14 protein-coding genes are annotated in these 17,001 nt (G+C 46.5%); 8 read left to right on the top strand and 6 right to left on the bottom strand.

Features of this window, described 5'->3' with window-relative positions; all coding sequences use genetic code 11:
• Positions 1 to 144: 144 nt before the first annotated feature.
• The 5 genes from lptB to NDI34_RS16220 all read right to left on the bottom strand — a co-directional run bounded on the left by lptB (position 145) and on the right by NDI34_RS16220 (position 4,267).
• Complete coding sequence (gene lptB / locus NDI34_RS16240) at positions 145 to 873, bottom strand: LPS export ABC transporter ATP-binding protein (RefSeq protein WP_190413049.1); 729 nt, start codon at positions 871 to 873, stop codon at positions 145 to 147.
• Positions 874 to 976: 103 nt separating this feature from the next.
• Complete coding sequence (locus tag NDI34_RS16235; RefSeq protein WP_190987189.1) at positions 977 to 1,489, bottom strand: LptA/OstA family protein; 513 nt, start codon at positions 1,487 to 1,489, stop codon at positions 977 to 979.
• A 132-nt stretch (positions 1,490 to 1,621) separates the two neighbouring features.
• Positions 1,622 to 2,023 carry a DUF309 domain-containing protein gene (locus NDI34_RS16230; protein WP_190425607.1) on the bottom strand — a complete coding sequence of 134 codons (402 nt, stop codon included), beginning with the start codon at positions 2,021 to 2,023 and terminating at the stop codon, positions 1,622 to 1,624.
• A 628-nt stretch (positions 2,024 to 2,651) separates the two neighbouring features.
• Positions 2,652 to 3,014 (bottom strand): ferredoxin thioredoxin reductase catalytic beta subunit, encoded by a 363-nt coding sequence (locus tag NDI34_RS16225; RefSeq protein WP_190413052.1) that lies wholly within the window; start codon positions 3,012 to 3,014, stop codon positions 2,652 to 2,654.
• Positions 3,015 to 3,109: 95 nt separating this feature from the next.
• Positions 3,110 to 4,267: a DUF58 domain-containing protein gene (locus tag NDI34_RS16220; RefSeq protein ID WP_348233171.1), complete on the bottom strand. Its 1,158-nt coding sequence runs from the start codon at positions 4,265 to 4,267 to the stop codon at positions 3,110 to 3,112.
• A gap of 208 nt (positions 4,268 to 4,475) precedes the next feature.
• Between NDI34_RS16220 and NDI34_RS16215 the strand changes: the two genes are divergently transcribed.
• Positions 4,476 to 5,696, top strand: a complete 1,221-nt coding sequence (locus NDI34_RS16215) for a type IV pilus twitching motility protein PilT (protein ID WP_190413054.1) — start codon at positions 4,476 to 4,478, stop codon at positions 5,694 to 5,696.
• Between the two features lie 267 nt (positions 5,697 to 5,963).
• Here NDI34_RS16215 and typA read toward each other — a convergent pair whose 3' ends face one another.
• Positions 5,964 to 7,754 carry a translational GTPase TypA gene (gene typA, locus NDI34_RS16210; RefSeq protein WP_190413055.1) on the bottom strand — a complete coding sequence of 597 codons (1,791 nt, stop codon included), beginning with the start codon at positions 7,752 to 7,754 and terminating at the stop codon, positions 5,964 to 5,966.
• A 341-nt stretch (positions 7,755 to 8,095) separates the two neighbouring features.
• Here typA and NDI34_RS16205 point away from each other — a divergent pair, with 341 nt between their 5' ends.
• The 7 genes from NDI34_RS16205 to NDI34_RS16175 all read left to right on the top strand — a co-directional run bounded on the left by NDI34_RS16205 (position 8,096) and on the right by NDI34_RS16175 (position 16,921).
• Complete coding sequence (locus NDI34_RS16205) at positions 8,096 to 10,528, top strand: PAS domain S-box protein (protein WP_348233170.1); 2,433 nt, start codon at positions 8,096 to 8,098, stop codon at positions 10,526 to 10,528.
• 41 nt (positions 10,529 to 10,569) lie between these two features.
• Entirely contained in the window at positions 10,570 to 11,016 is a 447-nt protein-coding gene (locus tag NDI34_RS16200) for a response regulator (protein WP_190413057.1), read from the top strand.
• Positions 11,013 to 12,560 (top strand): ATP-binding protein, encoded by a 1,548-nt coding sequence (locus NDI34_RS16195; RefSeq protein WP_348233169.1) that lies wholly within the window; start codon positions 11,013 to 11,015, stop codon positions 12,558 to 12,560. Before NDI34_RS16200 ends, NDI34_RS16195 begins: the two co-directional genes overlap by 4 nt.
• Before the next feature lie 193 nt (positions 12,561 to 12,753).
• Positions 12,754 to 13,776, top strand: coding sequence for a serine/threonine-protein kinase (locus tag NDI34_RS16190; protein ID WP_348233168.1), 1,023 nt, complete (start codon positions 12,754 to 12,756; stop codon positions 13,774 to 13,776).
• A gap of 307 nt (positions 13,777 to 14,083) precedes the next feature.
• Complete coding sequence (locus NDI34_RS16185; RefSeq protein WP_242031304.1) at positions 14,084 to 14,740, top strand: hypothetical protein; 657 nt, start codon at positions 14,084 to 14,086, stop codon at positions 14,738 to 14,740.
• A gap of 109 nt (positions 14,741 to 14,849) precedes the next feature.
• Positions 14,850 to 15,422 carry an HD domain-containing protein gene (locus NDI34_RS16180; RefSeq protein ID WP_190413715.1) on the top strand — a complete coding sequence of 191 codons (573 nt, stop codon included), beginning with the start codon at positions 14,850 to 14,852 and terminating at the stop codon, positions 15,420 to 15,422.
• A 362-nt stretch (positions 15,423 to 15,784) separates the two neighbouring features.
• Positions 15,785 to 16,921, top strand: coding sequence for an AAA-like domain-containing protein (locus tag NDI34_RS16175; protein ID WP_348233167.1), 1,137 nt, complete (start codon positions 15,785 to 15,787; stop codon positions 16,919 to 16,921).
• The last annotated feature ends 80 nt before the right edge of the window (positions 16,922 to 17,001 follow it).

The raw sequence follows: 17,001 nt of genomic DNA, 5'->3' as shown, positions 1-17,001 counted from the left end.
TAATTGGGGGAAAGTTTTAAGGAGTAGACTTACGGTTATCGCGTCTGAAATTTTGAATTCAAAACTCTCTTGTGGCTTCAAAATTCAATGCTTCTTACTGATGACTCTTGTGATTACCAATTCCCGATTACCGATTACCCAAGGCTATCTTTGGAAGTCATCTCCTAAGTAGTACTGTCGCACTAAGGGGTTATTGTAGAGTTCTTCTGAATTGCCAGAGGCGAGGATTTGTCCGTCGCGCATAATGTAGGCTCGATCGGTGATGGCGAGGGTTTCGCGGACGTTGTGATCGGTGATCAAGATGCCCATGTAGCGATCGCGCAGTCCGGCAATAATTTTTTGAATCTCCGATACGGCAATCGGATCAACACCGGCAAACGGCTCATCCAATAGCAAAAATTTTGGCCCTTCTCGCCCCGACGCTAAGGATCTCGCCAACTCGGTGCGCCGACGTTCTCCTCCAGATACCCGAATCCCCAGCGTATTTGCAACTTTTTCTAGCCGAAACTCTTGCAGCAAACCATTTAGACGGTTTTGCCACTCGCGACGAGGCACGCCTGTTTGTTCCAGCACCAAGAGAATATTGTCTTGGACGGTGAGGTTGCGGAAAATACTGGCTTCCTGAGCAAGATAGCCAATGCCTAAATGCGCTCGTTTGTGGATGGGTAAGGTGGTGATGTCCTGGTCATTTAGCCAAACCGTACCCTGATCGGGTTTTTCCAAGCCAGTTGCAATGTAAAAGGTCGTCGTTTTCCCAGCACCGTTAGGGCCGAGTAGTCCCACGACTTCCCCTTGCGCCACTGAAAGGTTAACGCGATTGACGATCGCACGTTTGCCGTAAGACTTGTGAATATTCTCCAGTACGATTTTCATCATCGAAATAGCTAATTGTTCATTGCTAATGGCTAACTGCTAATTATTAAAAGCCATTAGCGATTAGCCATTCGCGATTCGCGATTAGCCATGTGACAAATGGCTAGCGACTATTCGGCGTTTTGAAGGCTGGTTTAGGATTGACGGCGGGAGCTGGTGGCGCTACGGGTGTAGTTGGAGAATTTGGATCGGCGACCAGATAAACTGATTCTACCTGCCGATTGGACTGAGGCAGGGCAACAAAGCGTCCTTCATCGATCAGATAGGTGATTGTCTCGCCTCGGAGACTATTGCCTTGTTGCAGGACGTAGACGTTCCCACTCAGAACGATGCGGCGTTCTTTGCTGAAATACTGAGCTTGGGCAGCAGTTGCCTGAATCTGCCGTGAGGGGTAATACATTTGCACGTTGCCACGAGCTGTTACCACGCCTGTTTTCGAGTTGGCTTCTTGCACATCAGAACGGACGGTGAGGGCACGTCCGTCATCGGCGGTTTGAGCTTGGGCGGTTTGGATTTGGGTGGGGATAGCGATCGCTCCCGCTAAAACAGCTGGCAGCATCAGCACTAATCCCAGGCGACGCATTAGACTTTGATTAAATTGAGATGAGGTCATCATGGGTCTTGCGGAGACATCAAAGACGGTGATCGGCTCTTGTGCCTAGTTTACTCTCTCTAAAGGATCGATCTAGAACAAATCCAGCGATAACCAGGCACAACAATCCCGACGTTTCTGAGTCTTGAGAAGTTTCTAAGCCTCTATTCGCAGTATTTTTGGCAAATGTGAGACATTCTCGTCTTGTTGCATCTGTTCTACAAAATCAACCACGTTTTCTGCTCCAGCTTCTTGCAGTGCTGTCAACAGTTCGGCACTCTGTTCCCGCAGTTCGGTGACATCAATTCCACTGTAAGCAGGTTCGTATGCCTCCAAGCGGCGCATTCCCTCTCCCAGTAAAATAACTGCACCGCGCCAGTTAAGGTTGCCTAGGTGATAACATCCAACGGCAATTTGCAGCACTCCCTGATAAAACCTTTTTTCCGGCTCGCTAGCTTCCATCCACAGAGCCTCTAAGGTGTCGTGGCAGGCGTAAAATTCATGCTGATTAAACTCTTCGATCCCTTGCCAAAATTCAGATGGGATTTCTTCAGTCATTAGTCGGGAACTATATTAATAATTTCATTACTCTGCCGTTTTCGGTTCCCTACCGTCAAGCACCTTCCCTTGTGGTTATGGTTGTGTTCAGGCATCACCACACTTATCGCTCCAGACGAAGATGCCTATGTTTAGCTGCTTCGCGCGTGGGTGATGGAAAGCCTCCAAAACAAGCGATCGCTTTAAGTTCTTAACGGATAGAAAAAACTGTTCTGAAATGTCTTTATTTAGGTTTAAATAAAGTTTAATAAAAATTCATTTATTTTTTTTAATTCTATTGACAAAAATTACATTTTGAGTGGCTTTTTTTTAATTACTTAGCTTGCGATCGCTACTTATTTTTAAAATTCCAATCTTACTTAATTGTTATAAGGTTTATCAGCCCAGGCAAACCAATAAAACGTGGATTTTAGGGGATAGTTTTTTCCTGATTTATCCAACCAAGCGGAATTTAAAAAATTCTTTTAGCACGCGGGAGGCTTTATTTTGAGGACTTTCTGGGACGTGTGGCTGTTACCGACATGATAAGTTTGATGCTTCAGCTAATCGCTAATCGATAATTGGTAGTTAGGCTAAAAAACATTTATAACTAGCAACTTTTCAATTAGCGATTAGCTAGAGCAAATCGTTACATACTATCGCGTACAGCTTTAATTTCTTCAAGAGAGATTTCCTGCATCTCACCGCGAAACTCGTTATCTTCTGTCAGAAATAACATACAGTGGCACTCTTTTCGCTCTCGCATCGGTACGCAAGGACAATTCCAGAAAGTTGCATGTACCTCTGCTTCTTTATCTTCGTAGTGACGACAGGGACACAAAGGGGCACCCAGATCATCTTTATGCTTGGCGAGTCCTTCAATCACTACGGCTGTTACGGAAGGATCGACGCAGAAGTAGGTGCCAGTACGCTTGGCGTAAGTTTCGGAGAAATGGCGCATCGCCTCTAGACTTTTTTCGCTGGATTTTGTTTCAGTTTCTGATGGGTTCATAATATGAGATGACGCGAGATCGACAGGTGTTTATGCATTGTATCTTAAGCCTTTTCCTGAAGGGGATTGGCTGGGATCGATGCAATCGGGCAAGCCTACTTCAGAGGGGATTGTAGCTGAAGTTGTAGCGGCTGATCGCTATTGATGACAATTCCAGGGGAATTGCGATTCACAGGCATTGCAGGCTCAGTTAAAGACTCCGGCATCCAGATCATCCAACGGCTACCGGGGGGTAAAGAGCTTAGAGTAACATGATTGGGAGTCAGCCAGATTAAGGGAAGCGTCGGTGGATCTCCAGCACGGGCATCTTCTCCGGCGTAGGTTGCGGCTAGAGTTTCTAAAACCACGCGATGACCTTGCACTAAACCTGTGAAGGCTGTCCAAAGTTTTACGCTTAACTGACGCCCACTGGCATAGAAGTACAGGGATGCTGCCGCAATGACTGCTTGCTCAAAATGCTCTGGATTCCAACTGGTGGCGCTATCGAGGCAGATAATTACTTCTTGTCCACCTGTAAAGACTTCTAGTTCGCGTACCTGGAATTCACCGTAACGGGCGCTGGTTCGCCAGTGGATTAAACGAGTGGGATCTCCGACTCGATAGGGACGAAGCGATCGCGTGACTCCTTCTGTTGCAGCTTGAGAACGGCGATCTAAACTCAGAAACAGGGGACTTTTTTCTTGCCCAATTTCATCCACCATCGGGCAGTTGGTCAGGGGTAAAACGGTGGGATAAACAAATGCTGTAGCAGCAACTTCACGCTGGCGGCGACACCAAAATAATCCCACAGGGGCAGCAGTTCTCAGTTGTACGGTGTTCCACCGATAAACCCCGCGTTTTTGCGTGGGTAGGTAGTAAACCCAGTGGTGAACGCTATGAGGAGAAATCGTTTCAATTGCCGTTTGTACGGGTTGTCCCAATACAAAGGGAAGAACATCCCGGACTAAAAGTAAGGTTTTGGGATGGTTAACTGGATTTTCAATTTCTAATTCAATGGTTAGATCGTCGCCGACGCTGACGGGCTGGATAGGGCGTCGGGTGACTTGAAGATGACGAAGCGATCGCACGGATAGGACGCCTGCAATTCCGAGTAGCGCAAAGCTGAGGCCACTAATAACATACAGCCACCCCGCCATTGTGTTCGTGGCAGCTCCAAAAAAACAGACGGCGATGATTCCCAATATCCACCCAGCGTAGGCTGGCGTTACCCACCGAGTTTCCAGCCAGTCTGCTATCCGATTACCGATATTCATAAACAGCGCTGCCCAGTCTAGAGTCTAGCTATCCCAGCACCTTAACAAAATTCTGATTACAAATAAATAAGAGATTTTACACCTGTCTGGTAATTTTTTAGAATTAAGGACATTCACGGTTGACTTAAAGAAAATTTTTAAAGGCAAGATCCATTAAACTGTGGTTTTACCGATGCTGCCGGACCCAGTAAGTACCCAGGGGAAAAAAATGACCAAAGCCAATGATGCTGAAGCGACTCGCGCACAAGCTCCTTCACGCATGCCACCACCACTACCGCCACCACCCGTTCCTCCGCAGATGCAGCCAGGGCGACCCCCAGAAGTGAACAGCGCGACTTCCATCAAACAGATGGTGAAAGATGCGTATGCTCAAAAAGCCTCGGACATCCATATTCGAGTGGGGCAAGTTCCCAGATATCGGATTCGAGGTCAGATGGTAGAGGCTGAGGGTCAGCTCAAGGTAACACCTGAAATTTTTGAGCAAAATCTTGCTGAGATCCTGACTCCTGCTCAGCGAAAGCAGTTTGCAGAAAACAAGGAACTGGATACGGCAATTTTCTACCCAGGTTTCGTGCGCTGTCGGGTGAATTGTTTTGAATCCCTGATGGGCGGAGCAATGGTTCTGCGTTTGATCAGCCTAGAGATCCCTTCGCTTGATAGTTTAGGCTTACCGCAAGTCCTCAAGGATATTGTAAGCAAACCGCAAGGATTGATTCTGGTGACAGGTCCCACGGGATCGGGAAAATCAACGACCTTAGCGGCGATGATTCGTCATCTGAATGAAACGACGAATAAGCATATTGTGACGATTGAAGACCCGATTGAATTCGTCCACCCTTCCCAAAAGTGCTTGGTTAGTCAACGGGAAGTGGGTTTGCATACCAATGAGTTTCACGCGGCACTGCGGTCAGTTTTGCGGGAAGATCCAGATGTGATTCTGATTGGGGAAATGCGCGATCGCATTACCGTTAATACCGCCCTGCAAGCTGCCCAAACAGGTCACTTAGTTTTAGGCACTCTGCACACTCGCAACGCTATCAACGCGGTTAACCGCTTGTTGAACTTATACAACGCCGATGAACAGCCAGCCATGCGAATTCAGATCACCGATTCTTTGGTGGCTGTGATAGCACAACTGCTGCTGCCAACCACGGATAGTCGTCGCACGGCAGTCCACGACATCTTGATCAATACCCCGGCGATGCAAGATTACTTGCTCAAGGGTGACGATGAGGAAGCTTATCGATTGATGCTAGATGACACGTTCGATGGAATGCAGGTGATGAATCAGGCGCTTTACGACCAAATGCTAGAGGGTCGGATTACTCTAGAGGCGGCATTGAGTGCTTCCCCAGATCCCAACGATCTGGATCGCCGTATCCGCACAGGTGGAATTGATGCTTCTAGTTCGACTCGTACCTGGATGTAAGCTGGGTTTTATAGGAAAGTTAGAGCGATCGCACCTCGGATGCCATCTAGAGCGGTTTGCAGTTGGGTGAAATCTATTGCATTTCTAACGTTTGTTAGGGGCAGGGCCTTGCCCTGTTCCTACTCCCCTACGGATGTATGGCAGTGTATGGCATCGGAACGATAAAGGCGATAAGGAATGCGCGATCGCTCAAAAAAAAGCCCGCCATCGCGGGCTTTTTTCGTGTAGCTCCCAGGCTTCAAGCTGGGGCTATTGTTGTCGAATCATTTACCGCTTCGCCAACTTCTTCGTCACCTTCCGCAGACGAATTGACTTGGGAGTAACTTCCACCAATTCATCTGAACCGATGTATTCCAAGGCACGCTCCAAGCTCATATCGATTGGCGCTTGCAACTGCACTAATTCATCACCGCCAGAAGCACGGTGGTTCGTCAGCTGCTTCGCCTTGCAGACATTCAGTTCCAAATCTTGAGAGCGGTTGTGTTCCCCGACAATCATGCCTTTGTAAACTTTGGTGCCCGGAGTGATAAAGAATGCACCCCGATCCTCAGCATTCTTCATCGCGTAGAAGGTAGCAACGCCTTCTTCAAATGAAATTAAGACACCGTTGCGGCGAGTTTCCATATCGCTGGTGATGGGGCGATAGTCTAGGAAACTGTGGTTCATAATCCCTTCGCCACGGGTGAGGCGCATGAATTCACCCCGGAAGCCGATTAGACCACGGGCGGGAATTACAAATTCTAGTTGAGTGCGACCCGTGGCACTCATCTGCATATCTTGCATTTCGCCCTTGCGCTGCCCCAAACGTTCGATACAGCCACCACTCGCTTCTTGCGGGACATCCAGCACCAAACATTCGTAAGGTTCGCAGGGTTGACCGCTGACTTCGCGGAAAATCACTTGCGGCTGGGAAACTTGAAATTCATAGCCTTCCCGACGCATGGTTTCAATCAAGATGCCGAGGTGAAGTTCGCCTCGACCGGAAACGAGTAATTTATCGGGAGAGTCGGTATCTTCAATCCGCAGGGCGACGTTCGTTTCAAGTTCGCGGAACAGGCGATCGCGTACTTGCCGTGATGTCACCATCGTCCCTTCCTGTCCGGCAAAGGGCGAATCGTTCACCGAGAAGGTCATTTGCAAGGTAGGCTCATCTACCTTAATCAGCGGCAAAGCTTGCGGTTCGTTCGGACAAGTAATTGTCTCGCCAATATTTGCATCGGCAAAACCAGCCACCGCCACAATATTTCCCGCGGAGGCTTCTTCCAAATCAATTCGTTTTAAGCCTTCAAAACCCATCAACTTGGAGATTTTACCTTTCACAATGGCGCTGGTTTCCGTCACCAAAGCCACTTGTTGCCCCATCCGGATTGTGCCGTTATGGATTTTTCCAATCACAATCCGACCCAGATATTCAGAATAATCCAGGGTTGTCACTTGCAGTTGTAGAGGCTTATTCGGATCGCCTACAGGTGGCGCGACATGGTGCAGAATTGCCTCAAACATGGGCTGCATATCCATGTTGTCGGATTCCAGGTCATTTTTGGCATAACCATTGATACCGGAGGCAAACAGATAAGGGAAATCGCACTGATCGTCATCTGCACCCAATTCCAAAAACAGATCCAAGACTTTATCAATTGAGCCGTGGGGATCGGCTTGAGGACGGTCGATTTTATTAACGACAACGATGGGGCGCAGTCCCTTTTCTAAAGCTTTTTTCAGCACAAATCGCGTTTGGGGCATGGGGCCTTCATTGGCATCTACAATCAGGATGCAGCCATCCACCATACCTAACACCCGCTCGACTTCACCACCAAAATCGGCGTGTCCGGGGGTATCAATAATATTGATCAGGGTTTCTTTATATCTGACGGCGGTATTTTTCGCCAGAATTGTGATGCCTCGCTCCCGCTCTAGGGCATTGGAATCCATGACGCAATCAGGAACGTCTTCGCCTTCGCGGAAGATGCCAGATTGCCGGAGGAGGGCATCAACGAGGGTTGTTTTGCCGTGATCGACGTGGGCAATGATTGCGACGTTACGAATAGGGAGCGTCATAGAAGCGTGCCAGAGAGGGTGTTGAGATTGAAATAGATGTCTCTTGGCTTATTAACAGAATTTGGGATTTAACATAAATCCTGTAAAGAAGCCTTAACAATTCTAGCCTAATCGCCCGAAACATGGCGCTAGTTTTATGCATCCCCCATCCTTCATTTTTGTTTTGCCTTTCCGGTGCCAGTGCGCGTGAGGCACAGGCATCACAGACACTATTTGACGCAATGATTGCGGTAGCCGTGTGAAACGAATCACTGCCAAGAAATGCGATCGCCCTTAGCCTAACTGAAGACGAGAATTGGCGAGGAAAATCTTATCACCAAGCACAACATGAGGGAGACTTCATGCCAGATTTCCTGAGAACCCTTTTGGCTTCAGCAGGGTTTATTCCCCACGGACACTGCTATCTATGGAAGCCAGATTTAGTTTGGCTTCATGTTTCGTCAGATGCTTTGATTGCGCTGGCATATTATTCGATTTCATTCATGCTGGTCTATTTCGTCTACAAAAGACGAGATGTGCCTTTTAACTGGATTTTTCTGCTGTTTGGCAGCTTTATCATCGCCTGCGGCACCACTCATCTAATGGAAATCTGGACGCTGTGGCATCCTACTTACTGGCTAGCCGGATGGATCAAAGCGTTTACTGCAATTGTCTCCCTCGGTACGGCGGTGCTGCTGTCAGAATTGATCCCTAAAGCGCTGGTTCTCCCTAGTCCAGCAGAATTAGAAGCGGTAAACCTGGCGCTGAGAAACGAAATACTAGAGCGTCAGCAAGTGGAGGAAGCGCTACGCGAAAGTGAAAGACGGTTCCGCGCCATTTTTAACCAAACATTTCAATTCATTGGATTACTAAAACCGGATGGCACTGTCTTAGAGATTAATCAAACAGCGCTAGAGTTCGTTGGAATTAAGGCGGCGGATATAGTCGGTCGTCCATTTTGGGATGAAGTTTGGAACCTACCCACCGAATTCCTGAATCAGTGGAAAGCAGCGATTACCGAAGCAGCAAACGGTAACTTTGTTCGTTTTGAAGGGAATCTGCCCACTCCTCAAGGCACAATGTTTGTTGATGCCTCGCTCAAACCTGTGAAAGACGAGACAGGACAAGTGGTGCTATTAATTCCAGAAGGTCGGGAAATTACCGAGCGCAAACGGGCAGAAGAAGCATTACAGCGAGCTTACGAGCAACTAGAAATTCGGGTTCGGGAACGAACGGCAGAATTAACAACCATAAACGCATCGTTAGAAGCTGAAATTGCTGAGCGTAAACAGGCGCAAGCAGCACTACACCAACGAGAACAAGAACTCAAAGCACTAATCGAAAATACTCCAGATATCATTTCCCGGTTCGATCGAGATTTACGTCATACCTATGTCAACTCAGCAATAGAACTCGCAACAGGAGTACCGCCTGAGGTATTTATCGGCAAAACGAATCGAGAATTAGGGATGTCTGAGGATCTCGTCTCCCAATGGGAAAGGGTTTTCCGCCAAGTTTTTGAAACGGGTCAAGAGAATGTTGTTGAATTTCAGTTTCCAACGCCGAATGGTCTGAAATATTATCAATCTCGCCTGGTTGCAGAATTTACCGAAGACGGTTTAATCAATTCTGTACTGGGTATCTCCCGGGACATTACTGGACTGAAGCAGGTGGAAGAAGCGTTGCGGAACAGCGAGCAACGATTCCGTGCCACTTTCAATCAAGCTGCTGTCGGTATTGCAGAGGTAGAAAGGAATGGACAATGGCGACTGGTGAACCAAAAGCTTTGCGATATTACTGGTTACACTCGTGAGGAACTTTTAGAACGAACTTTCCAAGATATTACTCACCCCGATGACCTCAATACTGACCTCGAAAATGTTGGTCGAATGTTAGCTGGTGAGATTTCAACATACTCAATGGAAAAGCGCTACATCCGCAAAGACACCTCCCCAGTCTGGATTAATCTGACTGGATCGGTTGTGCGTAATTGTGCAGGTGAACTCAGGTACTTTATTGCCATTGTTGAAGACATTAGCGATCGCAAACGATTCCAGCAGGAAATTACACAACTCAATCAAGACTTGGAACGCCGGGTGGTCGAACGGACTGCACAACTCGAAGCCGCCAATCGGGAACTGGAAGCTTTTTCTTATTCGGTGTCCCACGATTTACGTGCGCCACTACGGAGTGTTGATGGGTTTAGTCAGGCGCTTTTGGAGCGTTACGCTGACACGCTGGATGAGAAAGGCAAACACTACCTGCATCGGATTCGTGCAGGCAGCCAGCGCATGGGAGAACTCATTGATGACCTGCTGGAGCTTTCGCGGGTGACACGCACCGAGATGCGTACCACGGAAGTTGATTTAAGCGCGATCGCTTCTGAGATTGTCATTGAACTAAGACAGTCGCAACCGGAACGACCTGTTGAAGTTGCGATCGCTCCAGGCATTGTTGCACAAGGGGATGCGCGGCTGCTACGAATAATTCTGGAAAATCTACTTCATAACGCCTGGAAATTTACGTCAAATCGCTCATATGCTTGTATTGAATTTGGCATCACACTAAAGATAGATTCTCAACCTGCTTATTTTGTACGTGACAATGGCGCTGGCTTTGACATGGCTTATGCCAACAAATTGTTTGGAGCCTTTCAGCGCCTACACTCAATGACTGAGTTCCCCGGAACTGGCATTGGACTGGCAACTGTCCAGCGAATCGTTCACCGCCACGGTGGTCGAGTATGGGCCGAAAGCGCAGTAGAACAAGGTGCAACTTTTTATTTCACGCTCTAAGGTGGGCAGAATTTAAACTTAGCTTCTAAACGGAAAATAAATTGAATAACCGACACATCCTATTGGTGGAAGATAATCCTGACGATGAAGAGCTTACCTTACTTGCTTTGGATCAAAGCGGTATTCCATACAATGTTGTAGTAGCCCGCGATGGAGTAGAGGCACTCGATTATCTGTTTGGTACAGGTAGGTACACTGACAGGGACATTAACAGACTACCCGCAGTCGTTCTACTAGATATAAAAATGCCCAGAATTGATGGTTTAGAAGTGTTGCAACGACTGCGTGCCAACGATCTGACAAAACTCTTGCCAGTCGTCATTCTCACGACATCAACAGAGGAGCAAGACCGACTCAACGGCTATAGCTTCGGTTGTAACAGTTACATTCGCAAACCTGTAGATTATGTACAATTTATGACAGCAGTAAAGCAGTTGGGAATGTATTGGCTGCTTTTCAATGAAGCCCCGCCGTTACTAGGAATATGATGAATCAACCGCTGCGAGTTCTCATCGTTGAAGATTTAGAAGATGATGCTGAATTACTGCTCAACGAACTAGAGCGCGGTGGTTACGAGCCGATTTACGAGCGGGTAGATACAGCTGCTGCCATGAATACAGCACTAGATAAACAACATTGGGATATTGTCATATCAGACTACTCAATGCCCACTTTTAGCGCTCCTGCTGCTTTAACTTTGTTGAAAGACAAAGGGCTAGATTCACCATTCATTATTGTTTCCGGCAACATTGGAGAGGATGTCGCAGTCGCTGCGATGAAAGCTGGAGCCTCTGACTACTTGATGAAAGGCAACCTGGCGCGATTAATTCCCGCAGTTGAACGCGAGTTGCGCGAAGCCGTTGAGCGGCGCAAACGGCGCGAAGCAGAACAAGCTTTACGGGAAAATGATGAACGCTTCCGCTTACTGATCGAAAATGCCTTAGACATCATCGCTGTTCTAGATACTGATGGCACTATTTATTACACAAGTCCATCCGTTGAGAAAGTTTTAGGTTACAAACCGGAAGAGCTAGTTAGCAAAAAACTCTATAATTTTATTCATCCTGAAGACGTAACTGAGGTGATTGATACTCTCAATCAAGCAGTTAAAAAAACCGATATTACTCTATTTACAGAATTTAAATTTCTACATCAAAATAGCTCTTGGCAAATATTAGAAGCAATTTGCAAAAATTTTATTCCCCAGTCAGGAATTCCTAGAGTTGTTGTCAACTGCCGGGACATTACCGAACGGAAGCGGACAGAAGAAGTTCGGATTGCTTTGGAAAAAGAAAAAGAACTGAATGAAGGGAAATTTTACTTTGTTTCAATGATGGCCCATGAGTTTCGCAATCCCCTCAACACGATCCTCATGTCTGCCGAACTCCTTGAACATTACAATTATAAAGCTACTGAAGAGCAAAAAGCTTTATATTTCAATCGCATTCGCTCGGCTGCCAAACATATGACACAGTTGTTAGAGGATGTTTTGACAATTAGCCGAGCAGAAATTGGAGAATTAGAGATTAATGTAGAGCCTTTTGATTTAAAACAATTTTGCCACGATTTGATGGAGGAAATTCAGTTTACGACTGGGAAGGAACACACGCTCATCTTTGTCAGTAAATGTAAATGTGCCCAGGTGTGCATGGATCAAAAACTTCTATGGCATATTCTGACAAATTTGGTCTCGAATGCAATTAAGTATTCACCGCAAGGCGGCACTGTCCAGCTTGAACTTTCTTGTCATGATGGACAGGCAACAATTCAAATTAAAGATGAAGGAATTGGCATTCCTCCAACCGACCAAGAACGACTATTTGAAGTGTTTCACCGAGCCAAAAATGTTGGCAAGATTCCCGGTACAGGGCTGGGATTATCAATTGTTAAAAAATTCGTGGACTTGCACGGCGGTCAGATTTCCGTCAAGAGTGAAGTTGGGGTAGGCACTACTTTTACTGTGCTGTTGCCATTGAACAGTCAGATGTCTACCGAGGAGTTAGACGATGCGACTGCGTATTTTGCCAATTAAACTGTCATTTATAGCAGTTCTCAACTACCGAGCTTCACGGTAGAGTATCACAGCCATGAAGATTGCTTTTTGCTTAGGCTAAAGCGCGATCGCTTGTATTTGTACTTTGGCTATAGTACACTTGTACTAAGTTAAATTGAATACCTCTTCAGACCGCGCCAAAATCGATGCAAGCGCAAGGGAGTCAGAAATAATGGCTTGGAATCCTGGGCAGAAGTTACAAAACGGCAAGTACACCATTGAAAAAGTGCTTGGACAAGGTGGTTTTGGGATCGCGCATTTAGTTAAAAACAAAAAAGGCAATTTGCTTGTCATCAAAACCCTCAACCACTTTCTGCAACGCCAACACGACTTCGGCAAATTTCAGCAGGATTTTCTGAATGAAGCGGTGCGGTTAGCCAAATTTAATCATCCTCATATCGTCAAAATTGATGAAGTCATTCAAGAGGATGGGCTGTGGTGCATTGTGATGGAATATATTGCCGGAGAAAGTCTAGCCCATCGAGTTTGGCAGAAAGGGGCAATGTGCGAGGCGGAAGCAATGCGCTACATTCAGCAGATAGGTGATGCCCTGACACTGGTTCACAACAATGGTTTGCTGCATCGGGATGTCAAGCCACTCAACATCATGCTGCGTTGTAAAAATGCCGATGTTGTCACTTCTGAGATAGAGGGCGTCTTGGAAGCGGTTCTCGTTGACTTTGGCATTGCCCGCGAGTTTACCCCAGATATCACCCAAACACAGACAGAATTTTGCTCCAGCAGCTTTGCCCCGATTGAGCAGTATGACTGGCGCTCCAAACGCGGTGCTTACACGGATGTTTATTCTTTAGCTGCAACGCTTTATACCTTATTAACGGCTCAAGTACCTACACCTTCACCAATGAGAGCGTATGGGATGGAACTCACACCACCCAAACGCATTAATTCTCTCCTCGGCGATCGCGTAAATTACGCTATCGTCAAAGGTATGGCCTTAAAACCAGAAGATCGCCCTCAGTCAGTGCAGGAATGGCTAGCATTGTTGGGAATCTTACCTCCCCCAAATGCTAACCCCAGTCCTCTTGTCCAATTGCAGGAGCGATTGCGTGAAGCACAAGAAAATAAATTAAATGGTAGTAATGAGTGGCGGGAGCGATTCCGAAAAGCGCAAGAAGACAGATTAAAAGATAATCATAATTGGCGCGATCGCTTGCGAAAAGCTTGTCAAAAGTGACAGAGAAAAGATGGCTCCGATAGCCGAATCTTGAAATTGTCAGTTCGGGATGCGATCGCATCCTGAAACTCATTGCACTCAAATAAAACCTAGTTTCCCTCGTTTTTGGGCGCTGACGCCCGGAAAAACGAGAATCTGGATGCGCTGCATCCTTAAGACCGTGGGGAACTTAGAGCGATCGCTTTGCCGTCAGATCCAGGTAAGACTGAGAAGCGAAGACTGCTAGTTTTTGTCCTTTTACCATGTTCTGGGATGAAAGGGCAGCTTTTTATGAGTAAATACCTAATGCAAAAAAAATTCTAAGGACATGGTGAAACCGCCTCACCGAATGATGTTGATGGGTGCCTATATTTTTGCTGGTTTACTGTTTACTAAACCAGCACAGGGATTAGTTTTTCCTCAGCACTTGCCAAAACCGCTGGTAGTATCAGCAAGCATTTTTCTGAGCGCTCAGCCTTATACACCTTCACGGGTTTTAGAAAAAATACCACCGGAATTGAGTCCAGAGCCAACCCTGGACGATTTTAATGCCAATATTTGTCAGGATATTCCGATGGGCGTTGGCGTTCCAGGATTTCAACCAGGAGTACATAATAGCGTTGTCCAACGAATACTCGGCAGTCCCGGCGTAACCACTAGAGGTTACTGGCCGAATACTCGTGCCATATCCTATCAATTAATCCCAGATCAGGTGAGCCTGGGTTTTTTATTTGATAAAAATTCTGGACTCATACGCCAAACTGAAGCATCTTTTGCCCAATGGGTGAATAGCGAGATCGTCCTAGTGACGTTGAATAGTATGTTGGGTTGCAAGCTCAACGACGCCATCAAGCAGGGTTTACAACAGGTGCAGCAGCGTCAGTCTCCCAAATTCTTTTTTTCTCTAGAGTCCCTGCGGGGAGTGATTGAGCGGGATAAGGGCGATCGCGTTTATATTGGCATTTGGGAGGCAGGCTTACACTAAAGATCGGTAAGTAGTTGGGAATTAGTAATGGGTCATTTGTCATTCGTCAGCAGCCACATACCAACGACTAAAAACGATCGCTCGTTACCCATTACCCAAAATTAAAATGATTCTCTCACAACGCTTTACAGATGCCCTGACCTTTGCCACCGCCTTGCACGCGAACCAAATTCGCAAAGGATCAGGTGTTCCCTATATTTCCCATTTACTCGGCGTCACCAGTATTGCCTTAGAGCATGGGGCGAATGAGGATGAAGCGATCGCTGCTCTACTCCATGATGCCATCGAAGACCAAGGCGGTGCCGCGACACGAGAAGAAATTCGTCGTCGGTTTGGAGATACGGTGACGGAAATTGTCAACGGTTGTACCGATGCTGACACAACACCCAAACCCCCTTGGCAGGAACGCAAAGAAGCTTATATTGCCCATATCCCGGCTGCTTCAACCTCGGTGCGTCTTGTCTCAGCAGCCGATAAACTCCACAATGCCCGCTCGATTTTGACTGATTATCACATTGTAGGCGAGGCAATTTGGGAACGCTTCCAAGCAGGCAAACAAGGAACCCTTTGGTATTATCGCTCTTTGGTTGGCGCATTTCGCAAAGCCGGTTCATCACCACTCATTGATGAATTAGAACGGGTCGTTTCAGAACTAGAACATCAGGTAGACAAAGCGACTTAAGCTGCTTGACTGACAAATCTCTTAAAACCCTTGCCAATTCGTGGGGTAGTCCCGTGCGGGAGCGGTATCATTACCTTTACAAGAGGCTAGATGCTTTTGCCGTAGTTGTTTGGGTTGCCACCTGATTCTTAAGTAGAGACCCCCTAATTCCTGCACCCAACATCTTGACTACAGGAAGATACAGCGAAGGAAGTTACAGGAATTAGCATATTTTCCTTTTATTTGACAAATAATTCAGACAAAAATTATCTATTTTTATCGATAAAAAGTAAGAATATTAAAATAGAATTTTTTGGTTTTAGGAACCGAAAATTCTGTAGACAACTTGCTAGATGTGATTCTACGTCAAATGATGTCATCGTATGAATGTAGATGAAGTTTTGGAAGCCGTAGAAAAAGTTCTGCTTTCTCGGCAACTCAGTCCCGTTGAGCGATTAATCTTGCGTCGCTCTTGGTTAGGAGACGATTATCGTGAAATGGCACGGGATTCTGCTTACAGTATCCCCTACCTCAAAGAAGTTGGTTCCTACTTGTGGCAGGCTCTCTCCGCAGCACTCAACCAGAGAGTGACGAAAAAAAATTTGCATTTACTCGTTAACCTGCACCAGCAAAACCGGACAGATAAACAGCAAAATAGAGCGCAAGAGGTGCAAACATACACAAAAGTAGAAGATAATTTTCCAGCTTCAGAAACAGAGACTGAGCAAAAATTTCCTGGGGGTCCTGTACCGCTAGATTCTCCTCTCTACATCAATCGTCCCCCGATTGAAGAACTCGCCTGCACTGAGATTACCCAACCTGGATGTCTGCTCCGCATTAAAGCACCCAAGCAGATGGGGAAAAGTTCTCTACTTATCCGGATTCTGGCTCGCGCTACAGATGTTGGTTACAAAACGGTCTCTTTAGATTTTCAGGAAGCCGACGAAACAGTTTTTGCCTCCCTCGATAAATTCCTACGCTGGTTCTGTGCCAATGTCAGCAGACAGTTGAATCTCAATCCCCTAATGGATGAGTTTTGGGATGAGGATATGGGCAGTAAAGTTAGCTGCAAAATCTATTTTGAGGGTTATCTGTTCAAGCAAGTTAACAGTCCTCTAGTGTTGGCTTTGAATGAAGTTAATCGGGTTTTTGAGCATCCCAAAATCGCCTTAGATTTTCTCCCAATGCTGCGATTTTGGCACGAACAAGCACGGGCAGTGGAAGTTTGGCAAAATCTCAGACTTTTGGTTGTTCATAGTACAGAAGTTTATATTCCGCTAAAGCTGAATCAATCCCCCTTCAATGTTGGGATATCCATTGGTTTGCCCCAGTTTTCTAGCAAACAGGTGCAGGATTTGGCACAGCGCTATGGACTTGATTGGAGCGATAAAATAGAGACACAAAATGGCACTTCCTGCGGCAATGATTACACATCTCTACTAATGGCAATGGTGGGTGGACATCCCTATTTGGTAAGCGTAGCGCTTTACAGCAGATTGCAAGTTCATGAAGTACAGTAGCAGCAGTTTGTGAACCAGTTGCGTAGGTGTTTTGGATTGACTAAATCAAGTGCAGTAGCAAGCAAAGTATCAACCATTTT

This window comes from Trichocoleus sp. DQ-U1 (assembly GCF_039961925.1).
In the GTDB taxonomy this organism is placed as follows: Bacteria; Cyanobacteriota; Cyanobacteriia; order Cyanobacteriales; family FACHB-T130; genus FACHB-T130.
This window is presented reverse-complemented; position numbering and strand designations above follow the sequence as displayed.